The following is a 17853-nucleotide window of genomic DNA, read 5'->3' as shown; positions in this document are numbered from 1 at the left end:
CCTATCCGATCGGGTGGTTGCCCGTTCAAATGGTAGGGCCCCGCCGTCGGTGACGGCGGGGCCCGGTTACCGGTGGGGCTTTCCTACTGCTTGGGCGGGGTGACCTGCACGATCGCGCCGAGGTTGCCTGGGAACGGGGTGACCAGCTTGAGCTTCACGCCCAGCGCCTTGCCCTCGTCACCGGGGTTGCCGGAGCCGAGGACGTGGCCGTTGCCCATGTCGGTCCCGTACAGCTCGGTGGCCGGGGTGCCGTCGGCGTTGACGACCCGGGTGCTGTAGGTCTGGTCGCCCTTGGAGGGGACGACCGTCGAGGCGTCGAAGTCGCGGTAGAACAGGCTGGTGCCGCGCGCCTCGAACCCGGGGTACCAGGTCTTGGCGTCGGTGAACTCCGAGACGCCCTTCTGCGCGGCCACCTTGGTGCAGTACTCGCTGAAGGGCTCGCCCGGCCCCTCGAAGCACTCGGTGAAGGGGTAGGTCTTGGAGAAGGAGAACGCGGCGTTGGAGGTCTGCACGCGGCCGTTCATGTTCTTGAGCGTGGTGGTGTCCTTCTCCGCCGCCGCCCCGGTCCGCCGCAGCGGGTCGAAGTGGGAGTCGACGAGGATCAGGCTGCCCTTGGAACCGATGCTCGGGGCCAGTTCGAGGTTGTTGGCGACCGAGTTGTTGCTGTAGTTCGAGTCGCGGTACCACACGAGCAGGCCGGGGGCGTTGTACTTGACCTTCTCCACCTTCCACGCGCCGTCGCGGGAGTAGTTGGTGGTGTAGGTGTACTGCAGGCCCTTGTCGAACCCGTCGAAGTTGCGCCACTCGGCCAGGTAGAACCGGGAGACCTCGCGCTTGCCGTCGTTGACGGTCCAGCCCGCGCCGGTGGTGCCGTTGAAGGTGCCGCCGTTGGCGGTCCAGCCGGTGGCGCCGCTCTCCAGGTCGTCGCTCCAGACGGTCTGGGTGCCGTTGGTGAGCGCGAAGTCGTCGACGTGCCAGCCGCGCGGGGTGAAGGCGGCGTCGGTGTTGTAGGTCAGGCGCAGCTTGACGGTCTTGCCGGCGAACGGGGCGAGGTCGACGTAGTCGTGCCGCCAGCCGTCGGTGTTGCCGGTGAGGCCGTACTTCTTGTTGCCGAACGCCGCGAGGTTCTTGTTGGGGTCGGTGTAGTCGTCGTCGGTGGAGACCAGGGCTCCGCCCTCGGTGTAGACCTTCTGCTGGGCCCAGGTCGTGCCACCGTCGGTGGAGATCTCGACGAAACCGTAGTCCCAGTCTTCCTCGATCTCGTAGTTGTTCCACATCCAGAACTTCAGGTCGGTCCCGGCGGGCACCTGGACGTCACGGCCGATCTTGACGTTGGCCCATTCCTGGTCGAAGTTGGACCAGAACGTCTTGGTGCCGCTGTGCGGCTCGACCATCGTGACCGGGGGGCTCGTCAGGTTGACCCTGACGCCGTCCTGGGTGAGCTTGGGCGTGCGCGAGGCCTGGCCGATCGTCACCAGACCGCCGCGGTCGCCGGGGTTGAAGACCTTGGGGTTGGCCCAGCCGAGGACCCACTTGCTCCAGATGCTCATGTGGGAGGGCATCGACTGGAAGATCGGGCCGCTGTGCGAGCCGCTGGACATCAGGTCCCAGAAGTCGACCGCCGAGGAGGCCTGGCCGCTGGTGTCGTAGAGGTCCGGCAGGCCCAGGTCGTGGCCGTACTCGTGGGCGAAGACGCCGACGCCGGAGTCCTCGGGCTGCACGATGTAGTTGGAGATCTTCACGTTCTTGCCGGGCACCTGGTAGCCGCCGGCCACCGCGCTGGAGTGCGCCCAGATCGCGTAGGTGCCCTCGGCGCCGCCGTCGGAGGACTTGTCCTTGCCCGCGTGGACCAGGACCAGGTGGTCGACCACGCCGTCGGGCTCGGCGAAGTTGCCGTCGCCGTCGGCGTCGCCGACGTCCTCGAGGTCGTAGTCGGCCCACGGGAAGTTCGGGTCGGAGGCGGCCAGGGTGTTGACCGCGTCGATGGCGAGCTGGCCGGCCCCGAGCGGGTTGTCCGGGTGGCCGCTCATGTCCTGCACCGGCTGGCCGCAGGCGCGCGCGCCGTAGTAGGCCTCGGAGTGCGGGACCTTGATCCACGGGCTGGCCTGCCCGGTGACCGTGTAGGCGCCCTTGGACATCTCCTCGTACATGTTCTTCATGGTGTGGCCGGAGATGTCGATGCCCTTGCGACCGTCCCGGGGGTCGGTCAGGTCGGTGCGGACCCGCTGGGTGATGCCCTGCTTGGTGTAGAGCATCTTGTTGAAGTGGTCGGGGCTGAAGTCGGGCACCCAGAAGCTGTTGTTGTCCTTGTGGGACAGGGTGGCCGGGTTGGGGATCCTGTTGTGCAGCGGGCCGTTGAGCAGCGTGCCCGGCGGCTCGGTGACGCACTCGGCCGGGTCCTCGCTGTCGACGCCGCCGGGCCGCGAGAAGCCGGAGAAGTCGTCGTCGGCCTTGTCGTTGAACTCCACCAGCAGCGTGAGGAGCTTGGCCGTCTTGACGGTCTTCGACTTCTTGAAGATGAAGTCGGCGGGGTTGATCCCCGTCCTGATCGCCTCGGCCTCGCGCTTGGCCAGCACCCGCGCGGCGACGGGGTTGCCCTCGGAGTGCTTCTCGGCGAACTTCTTGGACGGGCTGACCTTGCGCGCCTTCGCCGACGGCACGGCCGGGTCGTCGACCTCGGGCTCGTCCCTGGGGGGCGCGTAGTTGATGTAGTAGTCGGCCGCGGTCGGCTGGTACCGCGCGACCGAGGTGTCGCTCTCGGCCGACGCACCGCCCACGGCCAGACCCGTGACGGCCAGGCCGATCACGGGGACTATCGCGAGAAGCCGCCTTCCGGCGCCTCCGCCGCTGACTCTGCCGGACAAGGTGTCCCCTTCCCTGCGCCCGGGTTGGCCGGACGCGTCACACTCACCGGCCCGCCGTATGAGCGTGCCGAACCGGGAGATTAGACGAGAAGGTAAAGTTAGAGTCAAGAGTCCAAATGATGTTGCGAAAATGCAATAAAGCGTGTTTTGTCCGGAGAGGGCACGTTGGCGCAGGCCGTACAGTCCAACGTGTGACCGCTATCTCCGAACTCGTCGCAGCGCTCGCACCGGAGAAGGTGCTGACCGACCCCGACGTGACCGACTCCTACGCGCGGGACCGCACCTTCCTGGAGCCGGGGAGACCCCTGGCCGTGGTGCTCGCCCACACCAGGGACGACGTGGTGGCCGTGATGAGGTGGGCCACCGAGCACCGGGTGCCCGTGGTGCCCCGGGGCGCCGGGACCGGCCTGGCGGGCGGGGCGACCGCCGTCGAGGGGTGCGTCGTGCTGGCGCTGCACAGGATGGCGGCCATCAGGGAGCTGTCCCCCGCCGACGAGACGGCCGTGGTCGAGCCGGGCGTCATCACCGCCGACCTGGACCGGGCCGCCCGCGAGCACGGGCTGATGTACGCCCCCGACCCCTCCTCGTACGAGATCTCCACCATCGGCGGCAACCTGGCCACCAACGCGGGCGGGCTGCGGTGCGTGAAGTACGGCGTGACCCGCGACTCGGCGATGGGCCTGGAGGTCGTGCTCGCGGACGGGCGGGTGATCAACACCGGCAGGCGCACCGTGAAGGGCGTGACGGGCTACGACCTGACCGGCCTGTTCGTCGGCTCCGAGGGGACGCTCGGGGTCATCACCGCGGCGACGGTACGGCTGCGCAGGGCCCCGTCGGTCTACCCGGCGACGATCGCGGCCGAGTTCACCTCCCTCAGGGACGCCGCCGCCGCCGTCTCGGCGATCATCGCGGCCGGGTGCCAGCCGTCGCTGATGGAGATGCTCGACCGCAACACGCTCAAGGCCATCGACGACTGGCGGAACATCGGGCTGGAGGAGTCGACCCGGGCGATGCTGATCGCGCAGTCGGACGCGGCCGACGGCCCCGCGGTCTCCGAGCGGATGGCCGAGCTCTGCACCGCCAACGGCGCGGCCTTCGTGGCGGTGTCGTCGTCGGCGCAGGAGGCCGAGGAGCTGATCGGGGTCCGGCGGATGGCGTACCAGGCCAAGGAGCGGCTGGGCAAGTGCCTGGTGGAGGACGTGTGCGTGCCGCGCTCCGTGCTGCCCGACATGATCGAGAAGATCGAGGCGATCGCGGTCAAGTACGACGTGCTGATCACCACCGTCGCCCACGCGGGCGACGGCAACCTGCACCCGGTCTTCATCTTCGACCACGCCCTGACCGAGCCGCCGCCGCAGGTGTGGGCGGCGGCCGACGAGCTCTTCAGGGAGACCCTGGAGATGGGCGGCACGCTCACCGGCGAGCACGGCGTCGGGCTGCTGAAGCGGCGCTGGCTGGCACTGGAGACCGGGCCGGTCACCGAGGAGATCCACCACGGCATCAAGCGGGTCTTCGACCCGCTCGGCATCCTCAACCCGGGCAAGGCCATCTGACTCGATTCCCGAGCGCTCGATTCCCGGGCGTACTTTCACGCCGCGGACTTCCACGCCGCGCATTTCCGCGTCGCGGGCTTCCATGCCGCGTATTTCCACGTCGTGTGGTTGCACCCCGCGGGCTTCCGGGGCGGGGGCTTTCGGTCGAGGGCTTTCGCGTCGAGGGCTTTCGCGCCACGTGCTTCCGAGCCAGGGACTTCCGCGGCACGTGCTTCCGCGTCACGGCAGATCTCCGTCAGCACTCACGCTGGTAGCGTTCTGCCGCACATAAACCATTTTTTCGGGGCTTGTTCGGGGTTTGTTTCGGGGGAAGATCATGACAGAGCCGCTCACCGGGGAGGATCCGTCGCGGCTGGGCTCGTTCGAGCTGGTCGGACGGCTCGGCGAGGGCGGCCAGGGGGTCGTCTACCTCGGGCGGGGGCCCGGGGGCGAGCAGGTCGCCGTGAAGCTCCTGCACCACGGGCTGGCCGGTGATCCCGAGGCCAGGGCCCGCTTCCTGCGCGAGGTGTCGGTCGCGCAGCGGGTGGCCCGGTTCTGCACCGCGGCCGTGCTGCACGCCGACCTGGCCGGCAGCCGCCCGTACATCGTGAGCGAGTACGTCCCGGGGCCGTCCCTGCGCCAGCTGGTCGACCGGGAGGGGCCCCGGCGCGGCGCCTCCCTGGAACGCCTCGCCGTCAGCACGGCCACCGCGCTGTCGGCGATCCACCGCGCGGGCATCCTGCACCGCGACTTCAAGCCCGCCAACGTGCTGATGGGCCCCGAGGGGCCGGTGGTGATCGACTTCGGCATCGCCAGGGCGCTGGACTCGCCGGGGATGACGGCGACCGGGGTGGCGATGGGGACCCCGTCCTACCTCGCGCCCGAGCAGCTCGGCTCCGGCGAGGTGACGCCCGCGGCCGACGTGTTCGCCTGGGGTGTAACGATGGTCTTCGCCGCGACCGGTACGCCCGCGTTCGGCCAGGACTCCATCGCCGTCGTGATCAACCGGATCCTGAACGCGGAGCCGGAGCTGGGCACGCTGGAGGGGCCGCTGCGCGACCTGGTCGCGGCCTGCCTGTCCAAGGACCCGGCCCGGCGGCCCACCGCCGAGCAGCTCGTCAGCCACCTGATGGGCGCGGGTCCCACCGCCCCTGTCCCCCGCCCGGCGCCCTTCCCACTCCCCGGTCCGGGAGCCGTATCCGGTCACGGAGCCGTACCCGCTCCCGGGGCCGTACCCAGGACGACCGCGAGGCAGGCCGGACCACCGGTGACCGGGCACGACACGCGGGGCGGATCGGGGCAGGGCAGGCCGGGGCCGGACGCGAGGAAGGCGCCCCGCCCTGTGGGGCTCCTGCTCGCCGGGGTGGCGGTGGTGACCGCGCTCGGCGTGGCGGCCGGGGCAGTGGTGCTCCTCCAGGAAGACGGGAAGGCCTCGGCGGCGCGACCGGCGACGACCCCCGCCGTGTCGGAGGCCGCGGACCAGGAGCCGACGCTCGTCCCCGACGCTCCTGAGGAACCTTCCCGGCCATCCGACGCGGCCTCGGGGGAGGAACCCGGGACGGTCTCCGCGATCACGCCCCACCCGTCCCGGCGCACCCCGCGGCCGTCCTCCGGGCCGACCGGGGGTCAGGACCACTCCACGGGGAAGCCGACGCCGAAGCCCGGCGGATCCCCCTCGCGGACCCCCGAGCCGACGGCCACCACCGCCAGGCCGACCCCGTCCACGAAACCGACGACCAAGCCGACGATCAAACCGACCACCAGGCCGACGACCTCGCCGAAGCCGAGTGACACCCCCAAGCCCTCGTCGTCCCCGAAGCCGAGCTCCAGGCCCACCACCGCGAAACCGACGGCGAAGCCCACCGTCACCGCCAAGCCGAGCCAGAAGCCCAACCCCTACACGGCCACCGCCGTCTGCGGGAGCGGCTACAAGGTGGTCAACTCCAGGGCCCTGGGCAGCGCGGCGACCGTCTACCTGCTCTACAACGCCGCCCAGGCCAAGAACTGCGTCGTCACCATGTCCAGGTACGTCTTCCCCTCCAAGATCGCGATGAACGCGACCCTCCAGGTGCAGGGCGGCTCCAGCGCGAGCAACCCCGGCAGGTTCACGGTCTACGCGGGCCCCGTACGCCTGCCCGCCGCCAAGAAGTGTGTGATCTGGGGCGGCTCACACGGATCGCTGTCCTGGAAGAGCGGCTGGAGCCACTGCGGCTGAGCACCGGTTCTCGTCGCCTGCGGGCCGGCGTCTTCCACGGTCTAAGGGGACACGGTCTAAGGGGACACGGTCTGACGGGACACGGTCTGACGGGACGGCGACAGAACGGGGTGGCACCGGTCCGCGGAAGGCTACGGACGCCCGTCTGCCAGCGGAAGCCGGAGGACGAACCGGGCGCCACGCGGTGAGTCCTCGATCGTGAGGGTGCCGCTGTGGGCGTGGGCGATGCCTCGCGAGATGGCCAGGCCGAGCCCGCTCCCTCCCGGCTCCCTGCGCCGGCCCTCCTCCAGCCGGACGAAGCGCTCGAAGACCCGCTCCCGGTGCTGCGGCGCGATTCCGGCGCCGTCGTCACATACGGTGATGACGGCCGAGCCGTCCACCCGTCCCACGGTGACCTCGACCTTCTTGTCCGCGTGTCGCCGGGCGTTGACCAGGAGGTTGTCGATGACCCGGATCAGCTGGATCCGGTTGCCCGGAACGTTCACGTCCCGGCTCGCGCCGACGTGGACCGGCACGCCACCCGCCATGGCCGCCACCTCCTTCACCACCAGCGCGCCCACGTCGATCGGCTCGTACGCGGCCGGCTCCCCGGCACGGAGCCGGGCCAGCACCAGCAGGTCGTCGACGATCGTCTCCAGCCGGTCGGTGACCGCCAGCGCCTCCCTGATGGTCTCGTGCGGGTCGACGTCGGCGGGGTAGAGCAGCGCCTCCTCCAACCGGGCGCGGAGCCCGGAAAGCGGCGTCCTGAGCTCGTGAGAGGTGGAGGAGGCGAACCGGCGTTGCTCCTCGAACATGTCCCCGTTGTCCACCGCGAGCCCGGCCCGGCTGGCGATGTCGCTGACGAGGGACAGATCGGCCGAGTCGTACGCCAGGGAGGTCTCGTACCGGGCCAGGGTGAGCGCGCCCAGCACCCGGCGCGGCGTGCACAGCGGTGCGACGATGATCGAATGGGCGCCCAGTTCCTCGTACGGCCGCGACCGCTGGACGCCGCACTCCTCCGGGTCGATCCGCCCGGCCAGATCCGCGGGGCCGAACAGCACCGCGGGGCCGCCGCGCAGCACCTGCGCCATCGGCGCCTGGAAGATCTCCGCGAGCGGCCCCTCCCACCGCTCGCACTCGACACCGTCCCGGCCCTGCTTGACCACGACCGCCACCCTGTCCACCCTGTCGCCACCGGGGCCGAGCAGGTCGATCATCGCCCAGTCGGCCAGCCGGGGCACCACCAGACGGGACAGCCGCCGCAGCGCCTCGTCCACCTTCAGGGTGGAGGCCAGCACGGTGCTGATCTCGGCCATCAGCGACAGCCGGTCGGCGAGCTTCTCCAGTGCCGCCAGCGCGACCGCCTGCTTGTGTTCCACGGCCTTGTGCCGCGACAGGTCGTAGAACAGGACCACCGAGCCCATGTCCTCCCCGCCCAGCGGGAGCGGGGCCGCCATCACGCCCACCGGGATCAGCCCTCCGGACCCGCGGGTGAACCACGCCTCCTCGCTGCGGACGTACACCCCCTCGGCGAACGCGGCCAGAACCTGGCAGTCCTCCCGGGGCACCGGGCTCCCGTCGGCGTTGCGGTGCAGCAGGTCGTGGGGGTCGACCCCGATCAGCTGCCGTGCGGGGCGATCGAGCAGGCTCTCGGCGTACGGGTTGACCATGAGGATCTTCCCTTCGGGGCTGACCACGTACAGACCCACGCGCAGACCGTGGAACAGGGCCCTGACGAGTCCCTCGCTGAACCCGTACCTCGCCCAGTCCTCCAGGTCGTTGCCGACTGTCACGGCAGCCCCCCTTACCCACCTCCTGCCGAACCCGCCAAAACGGCGACTAACCCCCCTTAAGGGTATGTACTCCGAAAGAGACTGCCGTATGCACCGGGGAGATCCTTCATAGATCGTTTGCGACCCGCGAGGCGCGTACACCCCGGTGGTCAGACCCGGCGCAGGCGGCGGATCGGCGGGATGAGGAGCAGCGCGGCGCAGACGGCGGCGGTGACGCCGGTCGAGACGAACAGCAGGTCCCGGGGCTCGACGACCGAGGAGACCGGGCCGACGAGGGCCTGGCCCACGGCCACGCCCGAGACCGAGCCCGCGACCTCGTAGGCGGTCACCCGGTTGAGGACGTCCGGGGCCACCTGCGTCTGGACGCTCGTCGACCACATCACCGACCAGAACGCCCAGGAGGCGCCGCCGAGCAGGTGGCCCGCCATCAGCGGGGGAAGCGGGAGCTCCAGGGCGACCGACAGCGGGATGCAGATGAAGCCGATCATGGCGACCGCTCCCGCGGCCAGGGGGCGGACGGGGCGGAAGCGGATCGCGACCAGGCCGCCGATCACGGTGCCGGCGCCGAGGGCGGCCATCGCCCAGCCGTAGGCGGCCTCGCCCAGGCGGTCGCCGATCAGCCGGGAGCCGAGCGGGATGTACGGGCCGAAGACGAACATGCCGAAGAAGACCCAGACCAGGATCACCGACCACATCCAGCTGCGGGAGCGGAACTCCACCCAGCCGCGCCGCAGGTCGAGCAGGACCGTCGAGGATCCCCCCGTCCTGGCCCCGGGGGCGACCCTGATCAGGACCAGGCAGAGGCCGCTGACCAGGAAGGTGGCCGCGTCGAGGGCGTAGACGGCGCCCGCGCCGGTCAGCGCCATCAGCAGCCCGGCCAGGACCGGGCCGCCGAGCTGGGTGGCCGCGTCAGCGATCTTGAGGGTGCCGTTGGCCCGCTGGGGGTCCTTCGCGACCAGCGGGACCATGCCGTTGACGCCGGGCTGGAACATCGCGGCGGCCGTACCGGACAGCGCGGAGGCGACGATCAGCAGCCACAGCGGCGGGGTGCCGGTGAGGAACGCGACGGCGAGCACACCCTGGGTGACGATCCGCACCAGGTCCGCGCCGACCATCATGGCCCGCGCGCCGAACCGGTCGGAGAAGACCCCGCCGAACAACACGAACAGCACGAAGGGCGCCGTCCAGACGGCGAGAACGTACCCCACGCCCGAGACCCCGTAGACGGCCCCGACCGCGAGCGCCGTCGCGACCGGCATCATGGCGTCGCCCAGCAGCGACACCACCCGGGCCGCGAAATAGAAGGAGAAATCCCTGGTCCAGAGCGTGGGCGGGGCGCTCGGGGCATCTTCACGATCGAGAATCGCGGTCATGTGACGAACTCCATGACCACTCATTCTGGATATCGGCACCTGTCCCCACAGACGCCCCGCATGACATTAATAGGTACATTCTTGCCATGAGGCATCGCGTGGTCGCCCTGGTCGGTCCCGTCCAGGAGATGTATCCGGTGACCTGCGCGTCGGCCGTGTTCGGCCACCACGGTCCCGACATCCCGCAGTTCTACGACTTCCGGCTCTGCGCCGAGCGGCCCGGCCCGATCCCGACCACGCTGGGCGCCGACATCGTCGTCCACGACGGCCTGGAGGCTCTGGCGGAGGCCGACACGGTCCTCATCGCGGGCTGGTGTCCCGGACCGGACTTCTCCCCCGAACTCGGCGCGGCGGTCCTCGCCGCCCACGGCCGCGGCGCGCGGATCGTCGGGATCTGCGCGGGCGTCCACGTCCCGGCGGGCCTGGGCCTGCTGGACGGCCGGGGCGCCGCGGCCCACTGGGAGCTCACCCACGAGCTGGGGCGGCTCTACCCCAGGGTTCGTGCCGACGCGACCGTCCTGTACGTCGACCACGGCGACGTCGCGACGGCGGGCGCCACGGCCACCACCGTCGACCTGTGCCTCAACCAGGTCAGACGCGAGCACGGCGCGGCCCTCGCCATGCGGATCGGCCGGCAGCTCTCGGCGGCCCCGCACCGGGAGGGCTGCCAGCGCCAGTACCCCGCGCTGCCGACGACCGGGCCGGTCCCCGACTCCCTCGCCCCGCTCCTGGACTGGATAACCGCCAACCTCGACCGGCCGCTCACCCTGGAGGACATGGCGGCCCGGTCGGGGATGTCGGCGCGCACCCTCAGCCGCCACTTCACCGAGCAGCTCGGCATCTCCCCCGGCCGCTGGCTGCTCGACCGGCGCATCGCGGGCACCCGCGCCCTGCTGGAGGAGACCGACCTCCCGGTGGAGACGATCGCCCAGCGCGTCGGCCTGTCCTCGGCGGTCAACCTGCGCCGCCGCTTCCACAAGGCCCTGAGCACCACCCCGGCCGCCTACCGGCGCTCCTTCCGCTGACCGGCGTCCGGCTTGGTTCGCCGCGCGTACGGCGGCGAACCGCGCCGCCGCCTAGCCCCGACATACCGCTCGTTGAGCCGGGTCGGTCGCCACGGCGGCAGCGGTGCTCCGGGCGGACGGGGACGACTTCTGGAGCATGACGGCAGCACACCACCTCGCCCCCGCATCACAAGGATTGGACAGTTCGCCGACGAGCGCCTGTCCGGGTGCCCACACGCGAGGCAACAGCAGACAGGTAAAACCGCCGAACCTCTACGTCCCGCAGTGTGGCGGCTGTGGCCATGGTGCAGGTCCGCGCGTACTGATGCCGTACGAGGGCCGAGACAAGCCTCAGTCAAAAAGCCGGGGAGGCCGTCTCCACCGGCGACCGGCTCGACACCGACTACCTGCACGGCTTCCCGCGCAGTACCACGAACAGCCGACGCTCCACCGGCACCAGCGGCACCTTCCGCAGCGATGTCCGCAGCTCGCGCATTCCGCAGATGAGCATCGACGACCAACGGCTGTGCGGCACAGCCTTCCACGCCCTCGACGAGTTCGAACGGCGTGTCCGGGAACTCACCGAACCGACAACCGCGCCACTTCCCTGGCCCGCGGCGGCCTCACCGGCGGAGTCCTGCACCCCACACCGACCGGTGAGAGGCGGGGCATCTCCCCACCGGCGTGTCCGGCTCCGGCCAGAGCAGCGGTCAACGGGCCGGGAGCCTTTACCGGCTGGCCACACCGGGTAAAAGTCCGCTGGTGCAAGTTCGTGCATACTCCCGATGGCGGAGGTCATCATGGCGCTACGGTTTCTGGGCATCAATCCCGGCACTCCGAACGACGGCTCTCCGACGATCTGGATCGACGAGGAGACCGGCGACTACATCGTTCAGTCGTACAAGGTGGACGAAGCGATATTGGAGGAGTGCAGGAAGACCGGCGACATCCCCGGCCACGAGACGGTGATCCGGCTCCCAGCGGTGATGATGCAGTTCTTCCCCGAGGTGAACGGCATGACAGAGGCGGCGAGCAATGACATCGGACATCCGTGACGGGCTCAGAGCAGCCCAGTCCTCAGCCGTGCACCTGGAGCTCCGGGACGTCTACACCCCGAACGATCCCGACTACCTCGCCTGGATGACAGGAGACCGGTTCGACCCGGCCGAACGCTGGAGCGACTGGTTCGATCTGATCGTCGCGACGGTCGCCCGGGGTGTCCGGGTACGGCGGGCTCGGATCGTGTCCGAACCGGTGACCGACTACATCCGCTACGAGTACGACATCACCGCCGCACACAACATCGCCGCAGGCGAGGAAGTCCGGTGGCTGCCCCGGCGGCAGGCCGCCGACCTGCTCGTTCCGGGCAGTGATCTGTGGATCTTCGACGGATCCGTGGTCGTGTTCAACCACTTCACCGGCGACGGCACGTGGCCCGCGGACGGGGTTGAACGGCGAGCCGACGAAGCTCTGGCCAAGCGACTTCTGGACGCGTTCGACACGATCTGGGAGCGGGCGACACCCCACCAGGACTATCGGCCCACCTGATCGTTTAGTGTCCTCTCGTGCCCTCGTCCGTCTCCTCCAGCGCCCGCGCGGCCAGGAAATCCCTGGCCGGCCGACTGAGGGAGATCCGCCTCGATGCGAGTCTCAGCGCACGAGCGCTGGCGGCGGCGGCCGGATGGCATGAGTCGAAAACCTCCCGCATCGAGAACGCGAAGACGTCGCCCGCCGACGCCGACATCCGCGTCTGGTGCCGGGTGTGCGACGCCGAGGACCAGATTCCCGACCTGATCGCCGCGGCGCGTGAAGTGAACTCGATGTGGGTCGAGTGGAAACGGATGGAGCGGGCCGGTCTGCGGCAGGCACAGGAGGCGCAACTGCCGCTGTACGAGCGGACCCGTCGCTTCCGTAGTTACGCGCCCAGCCTCGTCCCCGGGATCATCCAGACGCGCGCCTACACCACCGCGGTCCTACGGGCGATCATGCAACGACGGTCGATCCCCGATGATGTGGATGCCGCTGTCGCGGCCCGGATGGAACGGCAACGCGTTCTCCACGAAGGCGGTCATCAGTTCGCTTTCCTCGTGGAAGAGGCGGTGCTGCGCTCGGTGATCGGGGGCAGGGAGGTGATGGCCGCCCAGCTCGACCACCTGACCGTGGTGGCGTCCCTGCCGTCTGTCAGCCTCGGCGTCATTCCGCTCGGCTCGGATCGGACTCCGATGCGATGGACCGTCGAGGGGTTCTGGATCTTCGGCACCGAGCAGGTGTCGGTGGAGCTTGTGTCGGGATACTTGACGGTGACGCGGCCCAGCGAGATCGACATGTACGACCGCGCTTTCACCGAGCTTGCCGAACTCGCGGTGTACGGCGCCGACGCGCGGGCACTGATCTCGGCCGCGCTGCATGCTCTTACCCGATGAATTGTGCAAGCACCTGCAAGTTCGTTGAACCTCGCACGCGCTGATTTCTACCGTCAGGAGCATCCGCTCACCTGCCGCCGCACATCGCCTTCGCTTGCACAACGGCTCCGTCACACGCAGCCGAGAGCCACGGCCACAGCGGCGCCCCTCCCGGCAAAGGGTGGAGTCGCACTACAGCGCACCTCACGGCACGGCACGTTCCCCTGACCGGAAAGGGCACATGATGGTCACCGATCCTCTTTCCCCGCTCACACCGGCCTCCGTGGAGTTCCTCGAACTCGAACTCACGAACCGCTGCCAGCTCGTCTGCGCGCACTGTTACGCCCGCTCCGGCCCCACCGAGAGCCACGGCACCATGAGCACCGCCGACTGGCAGCAGCTCATCTCCTCCGCGCCCGCCGCCGGCATCCGCAAGATCCAGTTCATCGGCGGCGAGCCGACCATGCACCACGGCTTCGCGCATCTGCTCAACCACGCGATCAGCAACGGCTTGCAGGTCGAGGTGTTCTCCAACCTCCTGCACATCCCCCCTCCGCTGTGGCAGGCGCTCTCCCAACCCGGCGTCGAACTGGCGACGTCTTACTACAGCGACGATCCTGCCGAGCACGACCGGCTCACTCGGCGAGCAGGCAGCCATGCCCGTACCCAGGCCGCGATCATCGAGGCACTCGACCGCGGCATCCCTCTCCGAGCCGGGATCATCGATCTCGGCGATGGGCAGCGCACCGAGCAGGCTCGTGCTGAACTGGAGCGGCTCGGCGTCGCCCGGATCCGCGTCGACCGGGTGCGTGGTGTCGGCCGAGGTGTCGTACCGGCAGGCACAACGCCGACCGTGGCAGAGCTGTGCGGCCGGTGTGGTGACGGTCGCGCCGCCGTCTCCTGCGACGGCGAAGTCCGCATGTGCGTGCTCTCGCGGTTCCTGCCCTCAGCGGGCGACGTCCGCCGGACTCCGCTGGCGGACATCTTCACGGACGCCGCGTGGCGGAACCTGCTCGCCCAGGTGCCGCGCCGACGCCCCGTCACGGCGTGCAACCCCGACAGCGACGGCAACGACTGCTCCCCGGCCGAGACCGTCGCTCCGCCTCCGCTGCTGTTGCCGGTCACCATCCCCCGCCGCACAGTGGTGACGGCCGGTACGGTGGTAGCAGACTCCTGAGCATGGACTGGATCCCGCACGCCTCCGCGCTCGCCGAGCATGCCACCCGCCCCGGATCACCGTGGCGGACCCCCATCACGGACACACCCCGGCACACGTTCGTACCCCGCTGGTGGAAAGCCACCGGCAACGGAGCGTGGACCCTGCAGGACGGGCCCGGCGACGCGGAAGCCTGGATGGCCGCCGCCTACAGCGACCGCAGCCTCGTCACCCAGGTCGGCACGTCACACGCCGACCACGCCAGGCCGCAGGACCATCCGACCGGGAAACCGACGTCCTCGTCCACCCTGCCGACCCTGGTCGTGCAGATGCTTGAGCACGCCGCCATCGAGGACACCTCCACCGTCCTGGACGTGGGCACCGGCTCCGGGTACGGAACGGCGCTGCTGTGCGCCCGTCTCGGCGCGGCCCGGGTCACGTCGATCGACGTGGACGCCTACCTCGTCAAGGCGGCCGGGGAACGACTGGCCGAACTCGGCCACCAGCCGTCCATGGTGACCGGCGACGCCACCGGCTCTCTGCCGGGGCCGGTGGATCGGATCGTCGCCATGGTGTCGGTACGGCCGGTCCCCACCTCCTGGCTGGCAGCGCTCCCGGCCGGGGGACGGCTCGCCACCACCATCACGAACACGTCGATCATCCTCACCGCCACCAAAACCGAGGACGGCGGCGCGATCGGTCGCATCGAGCGAGACTGGGCCATGTTCATGCCCACCCGCGCCGACGCCGACTACCCGCCCCGGGATCGGGCCCTCCTGAAACGAGCCCGAATCGAGGACGGCGAGGACGTCGGCCCAGGCAGGTTCCCGGTGCTGGATGTGATCGAGTCGTGGGAGGTACGGTCCATGCTGGAACTCGCCGCCCCCGGCATCGAGCACCACCACGAGACCGACGGCGACACCCGCACCGCGCTCATGCTCCACACGGACGGGTCATGGGCACGCGCCGAGCAGACCGGGCAGGCGCCACCAGTGGTGCATCAGGGTGGCCCGCGTCGCCTGTGGGACCTGCTGGACGAGGTCCGTGACCACTGGCTGCGGCATGGGCGACTCCCGCTGTACGGCGCCCTGGCCCGGGTCACTCCGGACGGGACGATCCACCTGCGGCGCGGCACCTGGAACGCCGTCATCGGCTAGGCCGACGAGCCTGGAAGAGGAGAACGACCCGGGTGTGGCTCGTGGTCGCCCGCTGAGCAGGACGGGTTGCACAGCACGTCGACCCAGATGTCGGCGACCGGCGCGGTGATCTGCTCGACGGTCTCGGCCGGGATCACGTCGTCGGTGACATCGGCCCAGATCAGGCGTACCGCCGCCGCCAGCGTGACGATGTGGGTTCCGCACCCCGCACACAGGCGCACCCCGTCGGACAGGTCCACGATGGGCAGCGGACCGCTCACCGAGACCTCCACTCCGCGCAGACGAACCAGACGGTCTTGCCGTCCGCCGGCTTGCCCTCCGACGCCGGTACGACGCCCCACCGGTCGGCGTAGGCCGTGACGATCGCCAGCCCGCGACCGTGCTCCTCCTCCGGACCGGCCGGGACCGGGTTCGGCCACCCGGCGCTGTGGTCGGTGACCTCCCCACGGACCACCCTCCCGTACAGGTACAGGGCGAGGGTGATCGGCGCCCTGCCGTGCAGGATCGCGTTGCTCACCAGCTCGGACACCACCATGGTCACGTTCTCCTCCACGGAGGACATGTCCCAGGCGGCGAGGGTCTCCCGCACGAGGCCGCGCGCCTTACCGACCGCTTCGGGATCGGCGGGCAGATCCCAGTACGCCTCAAGGGCGTTTCGAGGTGTCTTCATAAGTGCTCCAGCGAGGGCGAGGCCGACAGAGGGAGTGCCGCACTTGGCGTGCGCGCTCAGAGAAAGGACCGATCTCCATCACCGGTGAGCCGAATCCTGCTGTGTCATCGCGGGATGGAGAGGCCGGCGTCCCGGACGAGTGGAGATCAGGCCCGTGGACGCCGGCCTTTGTACGCTCCACGTCCGGCAAGGGAGACCGCAGATGTGGACCGGCCCCGGGTTCGGCGGATCGGGCGGTCTTCGACGTCGCGGAGCCGTACACGGAGGCGCCGTGCTCTCGGCTCTTCAGCCGGTTCCCGCAGTGCCCGTTGAAGGGCTTCCTGGCCGACACGTTCTCGGTTCATGCCGCTGACCGTACGACGGGCCTTGGACGGAGAACCCAACCAGCGGTTGGGGGTCGCTATCCGATGAGGCGGGCTCGGGCGGCGAGATCGAGGAGGGGGCGTGCGGGGCGGCGCTGTTTCTCGATCATCTGTGTGATGGTCTGCCGGGCGACCGGACTGAAGACGATCGTTTCCGTGGAGTGCCGTTCGGACATCAGCAGGCACGTCAGCGCCTGGTCGGGGTCGCGGCGGTGGAGTTGGCCGCGTGCCAGGTCGATGAGGTGCTGCGCGCGGCGGTTCGACGAGGGGATGGTGGAGATCGAGATCGCCTTCGCGCGGTCGACCGCTGCGGCAGAGCAGCCGACCTCCACCTCGATGGCGACGGCGTAGATGGCCACGTTCGTTTCCCCGAACATCGTCAGCGGGTTGTGGTGGGTGGGTCCCAGCGTGGTCGCCGCGCGGTGTGCGAGGTCCCAGTGCCGCCAGGCGTTCGCGGTCTGTCGATTTTTCGCGTACGTGATCGCGGTGAACAGCTGAAGAGAGCCCCACGCGGACAGCGCGTTGCCGGACGTGCCAAGAGCGGGCCGCAGATGGTCGGCCGCCGTCGTGGCGATCTCGCATGCCTCGTCGATCTGGTCACGGCCCAGGGCGGCCATGGTCGAGGTCCAGGCCGAGGTCGCGATCAGGACCGGGTCGTCGGTTTCCTCGGCGGCGACCATCGCGCGATCAGCAGCGCGGGCCGCGAGTTCGGGCTCACCGACGCAGTAGAGGAACCGCTGGGCCAACTGGAACACCTCGGCCAGGATCGCCCAGGTTTGGGGACGTTCGGAGTGCTGCGCCGACCGGTGAAGACCGAGGGTGTCTCGCAGCAGTCCGGGAGCCACGATGCCCAGCGCCGTGTACGGCCGGGCGGACCGATGCCAGGCCGACCAGGCCATCGCCAGCCGACGCCGTACCCTGCCGATCTCGATCGTGAGGTCACTGACCGGCTGGGCGGGAAAGGTCGGGGTGGAGAGCACATTCCGGATGGCAGGCACCGCCTCGTGCTGGAGTCTGCCGCCCTCGCTGCGGCTGCAGGTCAGCCCGTCCAGGCGGTTCTCCACGATGAGGGCAAGGTCGCGGACTCCGAGCACGTGAGCCAGGCCGACCAGTGTGGAGAGCTTGTCCAGGCGTTGTTCACCGCGTTCGACCTGGCGGAGCCATTCTTCGGTGCGTCCGCAGAGTTCCGCGCAGGCTCGCAAGCCGAGTCCTCGGCGTAGCCGGAGCGCGCGGACGCGTTGGCCGATGAGCCGGTCCGCCTCGCCGGGATCTTTGTGTCGCGTCGCCATGGCAGGACCTCGGCCCTCGGACGTAGTGTTCGCCTGGGCTCACAGTAGCCCTGTCGC

Annotated in this window: 15 protein-coding genes; 8 read left to right on the top strand and 7 right to left on the bottom strand. The window is 70.0% G+C overall.

What is annotated here, in order from left to right; all coding sequences use genetic code 11:
* Positions 1-83: 83 nt before the first annotated feature.
* Positions 84-2807, bottom strand: a complete 2724-nt coding sequence (locus ACFYWM_RS29735) for an immune inhibitor A domain-containing protein (protein WP_389920108.1) — start codon at positions 2805-2807, stop codon at positions 84-86.
* Positions 2808-3055: 248 nt separating this feature from the next.
* Here ACFYWM_RS29735 and ACFYWM_RS29730 point away from each other — a divergent pair, with 248 nt between their 5' ends.
* Positions 3056-4417, top strand: coding sequence for an FAD-binding oxidoreductase (locus ACFYWM_RS29730; RefSeq protein WP_389920106.1), 1362 nt, complete (start codon positions 3056-3058; stop codon positions 4415-4417).
* Positions 4418-4733: 316 nt separating this feature from the next.
* A complete protein-coding gene (locus ACFYWM_RS29725) occupies positions 4734-6611 on the top strand; it encodes a serine/threonine protein kinase (RefSeq protein ID WP_389920103.1) in 1878 nt (625 codons plus the stop codon).
* Between the two features lie 131 nt (positions 6612-6742).
* Here the strand turns inward: ACFYWM_RS29725 and ACFYWM_RS29720 are convergent, their stop codons facing one another.
* Both ACFYWM_RS29720 and ACFYWM_RS29715 read right to left on the bottom strand, forming a co-directional pair.
* Complete coding sequence (locus tag ACFYWM_RS29720) at positions 6743-8383, bottom strand: ATP-binding protein (RefSeq protein WP_389920100.1); 1641 nt, start codon at positions 8381-8383, stop codon at positions 6743-6745.
* A 149-nt stretch (positions 8384-8532) separates the two neighbouring features.
* Positions 8533-9756 carry an MFS transporter gene (locus ACFYWM_RS29715; protein ID WP_389920098.1) on the bottom strand — a complete coding sequence of 408 codons (1224 nt, stop codon included), beginning with the start codon at positions 9754-9756 and terminating at the stop codon, positions 8533-8535.
* Between the two features lie 86 nt (positions 9757-9842).
* On the opposite strand from ACFYWM_RS29715, the gene ACFYWM_RS29710 reads away from it, so the two are divergent.
* Entirely contained in the window at positions 9843-10781 is a 939-nt protein-coding gene (locus ACFYWM_RS29710) for a GlxA family transcriptional regulator (RefSeq protein ID WP_389920096.1), read from the top strand.
* 382 nt (positions 10782-11163) lie between these two features.
* Here the strand turns inward: ACFYWM_RS29710 and ACFYWM_RS29705 are convergent, their stop codons facing one another.
* Positions 11164-11295 carry a hypothetical protein gene (locus ACFYWM_RS29705; protein WP_389920094.1) on the bottom strand — a complete coding sequence of 44 codons (132 nt, stop codon included), beginning with the start codon at positions 11293-11295 and terminating at the stop codon, positions 11164-11166.
* A gap of 250 nt (positions 11296-11545) precedes the next feature.
* Here ACFYWM_RS29705 and ACFYWM_RS29700 point away from each other — a divergent pair, with 250 nt between their 5' ends.
* From ACFYWM_RS29700 to ACFYWM_RS29680, 5 genes are all read left to right on the top strand, one after another.
* On the top strand, positions 11546-11815 hold the full coding sequence (locus ACFYWM_RS29700) for a hypothetical protein (protein WP_389920091.1): 270 nt from the start codon (positions 11546-11548) through the stop codon (positions 11813-11815).
* On the top strand, positions 11796-12308 hold the full coding sequence (locus ACFYWM_RS29695; protein WP_389920089.1) for a DUF6879 family protein: 513 nt from the start codon (positions 11796-11798) through the stop codon (positions 12306-12308). Before ACFYWM_RS29700 ends, ACFYWM_RS29695 begins: the two co-directional genes overlap by 20 nt.
* A 17-nt stretch (positions 12309-12325) precedes the next feature.
* On the top strand, positions 12326-13183 hold the full coding sequence (locus ACFYWM_RS29690) for a DUF5753 domain-containing protein (protein WP_389920086.1): 858 nt from the start codon (positions 12326-12328) through the stop codon (positions 13181-13183).
* 223 nt (positions 13184-13406) lie between these two features.
* A complete protein-coding gene (locus tag ACFYWM_RS29685) occupies positions 13407-14339 on the top strand; it encodes a radical SAM protein (protein WP_389920084.1) in 933 nt (310 codons plus the stop codon).
* A 2-nt stretch (positions 14340-14341) separates the two neighbouring features.
* Positions 14342-15475 (top strand): methyltransferase domain-containing protein, encoded by a 1134-nt coding sequence (locus ACFYWM_RS29680; RefSeq protein WP_389920081.1) that lies wholly within the window; start codon positions 14342-14344, stop codon positions 15473-15475.
* On the opposite strand, the gene ACFYWM_RS29675 is transcribed toward ACFYWM_RS29680, so the two are convergent.
* The 3 genes from ACFYWM_RS29675 to ACFYWM_RS29665 form a co-directional block, all read right to left on the bottom strand.
* The gene (locus ACFYWM_RS29675) at positions 15472-15735 is read right to left on the bottom strand and encodes a hypothetical protein (protein WP_362693183.1); all 264 of its coding nucleotides are present in this window, start codon (positions 15733-15735) and stop codon (positions 15472-15474) included. The genes ACFYWM_RS29680 and ACFYWM_RS29675 overlap by 4 nt on opposite strands.
* Positions 15732-16145, bottom strand: a complete 414-nt coding sequence (locus tag ACFYWM_RS29670) for an ATP-binding protein (RefSeq protein WP_389920077.1) — start codon at positions 16143-16145, stop codon at positions 15732-15734. The genes ACFYWM_RS29675 and ACFYWM_RS29670 overlap by 4 nt, the downstream gene beginning before the upstream one ends.
* A 400-nt stretch (positions 16146-16545) precedes the next feature.
* Positions 16546-17796 (bottom strand): helix-turn-helix domain-containing protein, encoded by a 1251-nt coding sequence (locus tag ACFYWM_RS29665; protein ID WP_389920074.1) that lies wholly within the window; start codon positions 17794-17796, stop codon positions 16546-16548.
* Positions 17797-17853 lie beyond the last annotated feature (57 nt).

The sequence above is a fragment of the Streptosporangium sp. NPDC002721 genome (assembly GCF_042888905.1).
Classification (GTDB): domain Bacteria; phylum Actinomycetota; class Actinomycetes; order Streptosporangiales; family Streptosporangiaceae; genus Streptosporangium.
The sequence above is the reverse complement of the archived record's forward strand: the minus strand, read 5'-3'. Positions and strand labels throughout refer to the sequence as shown.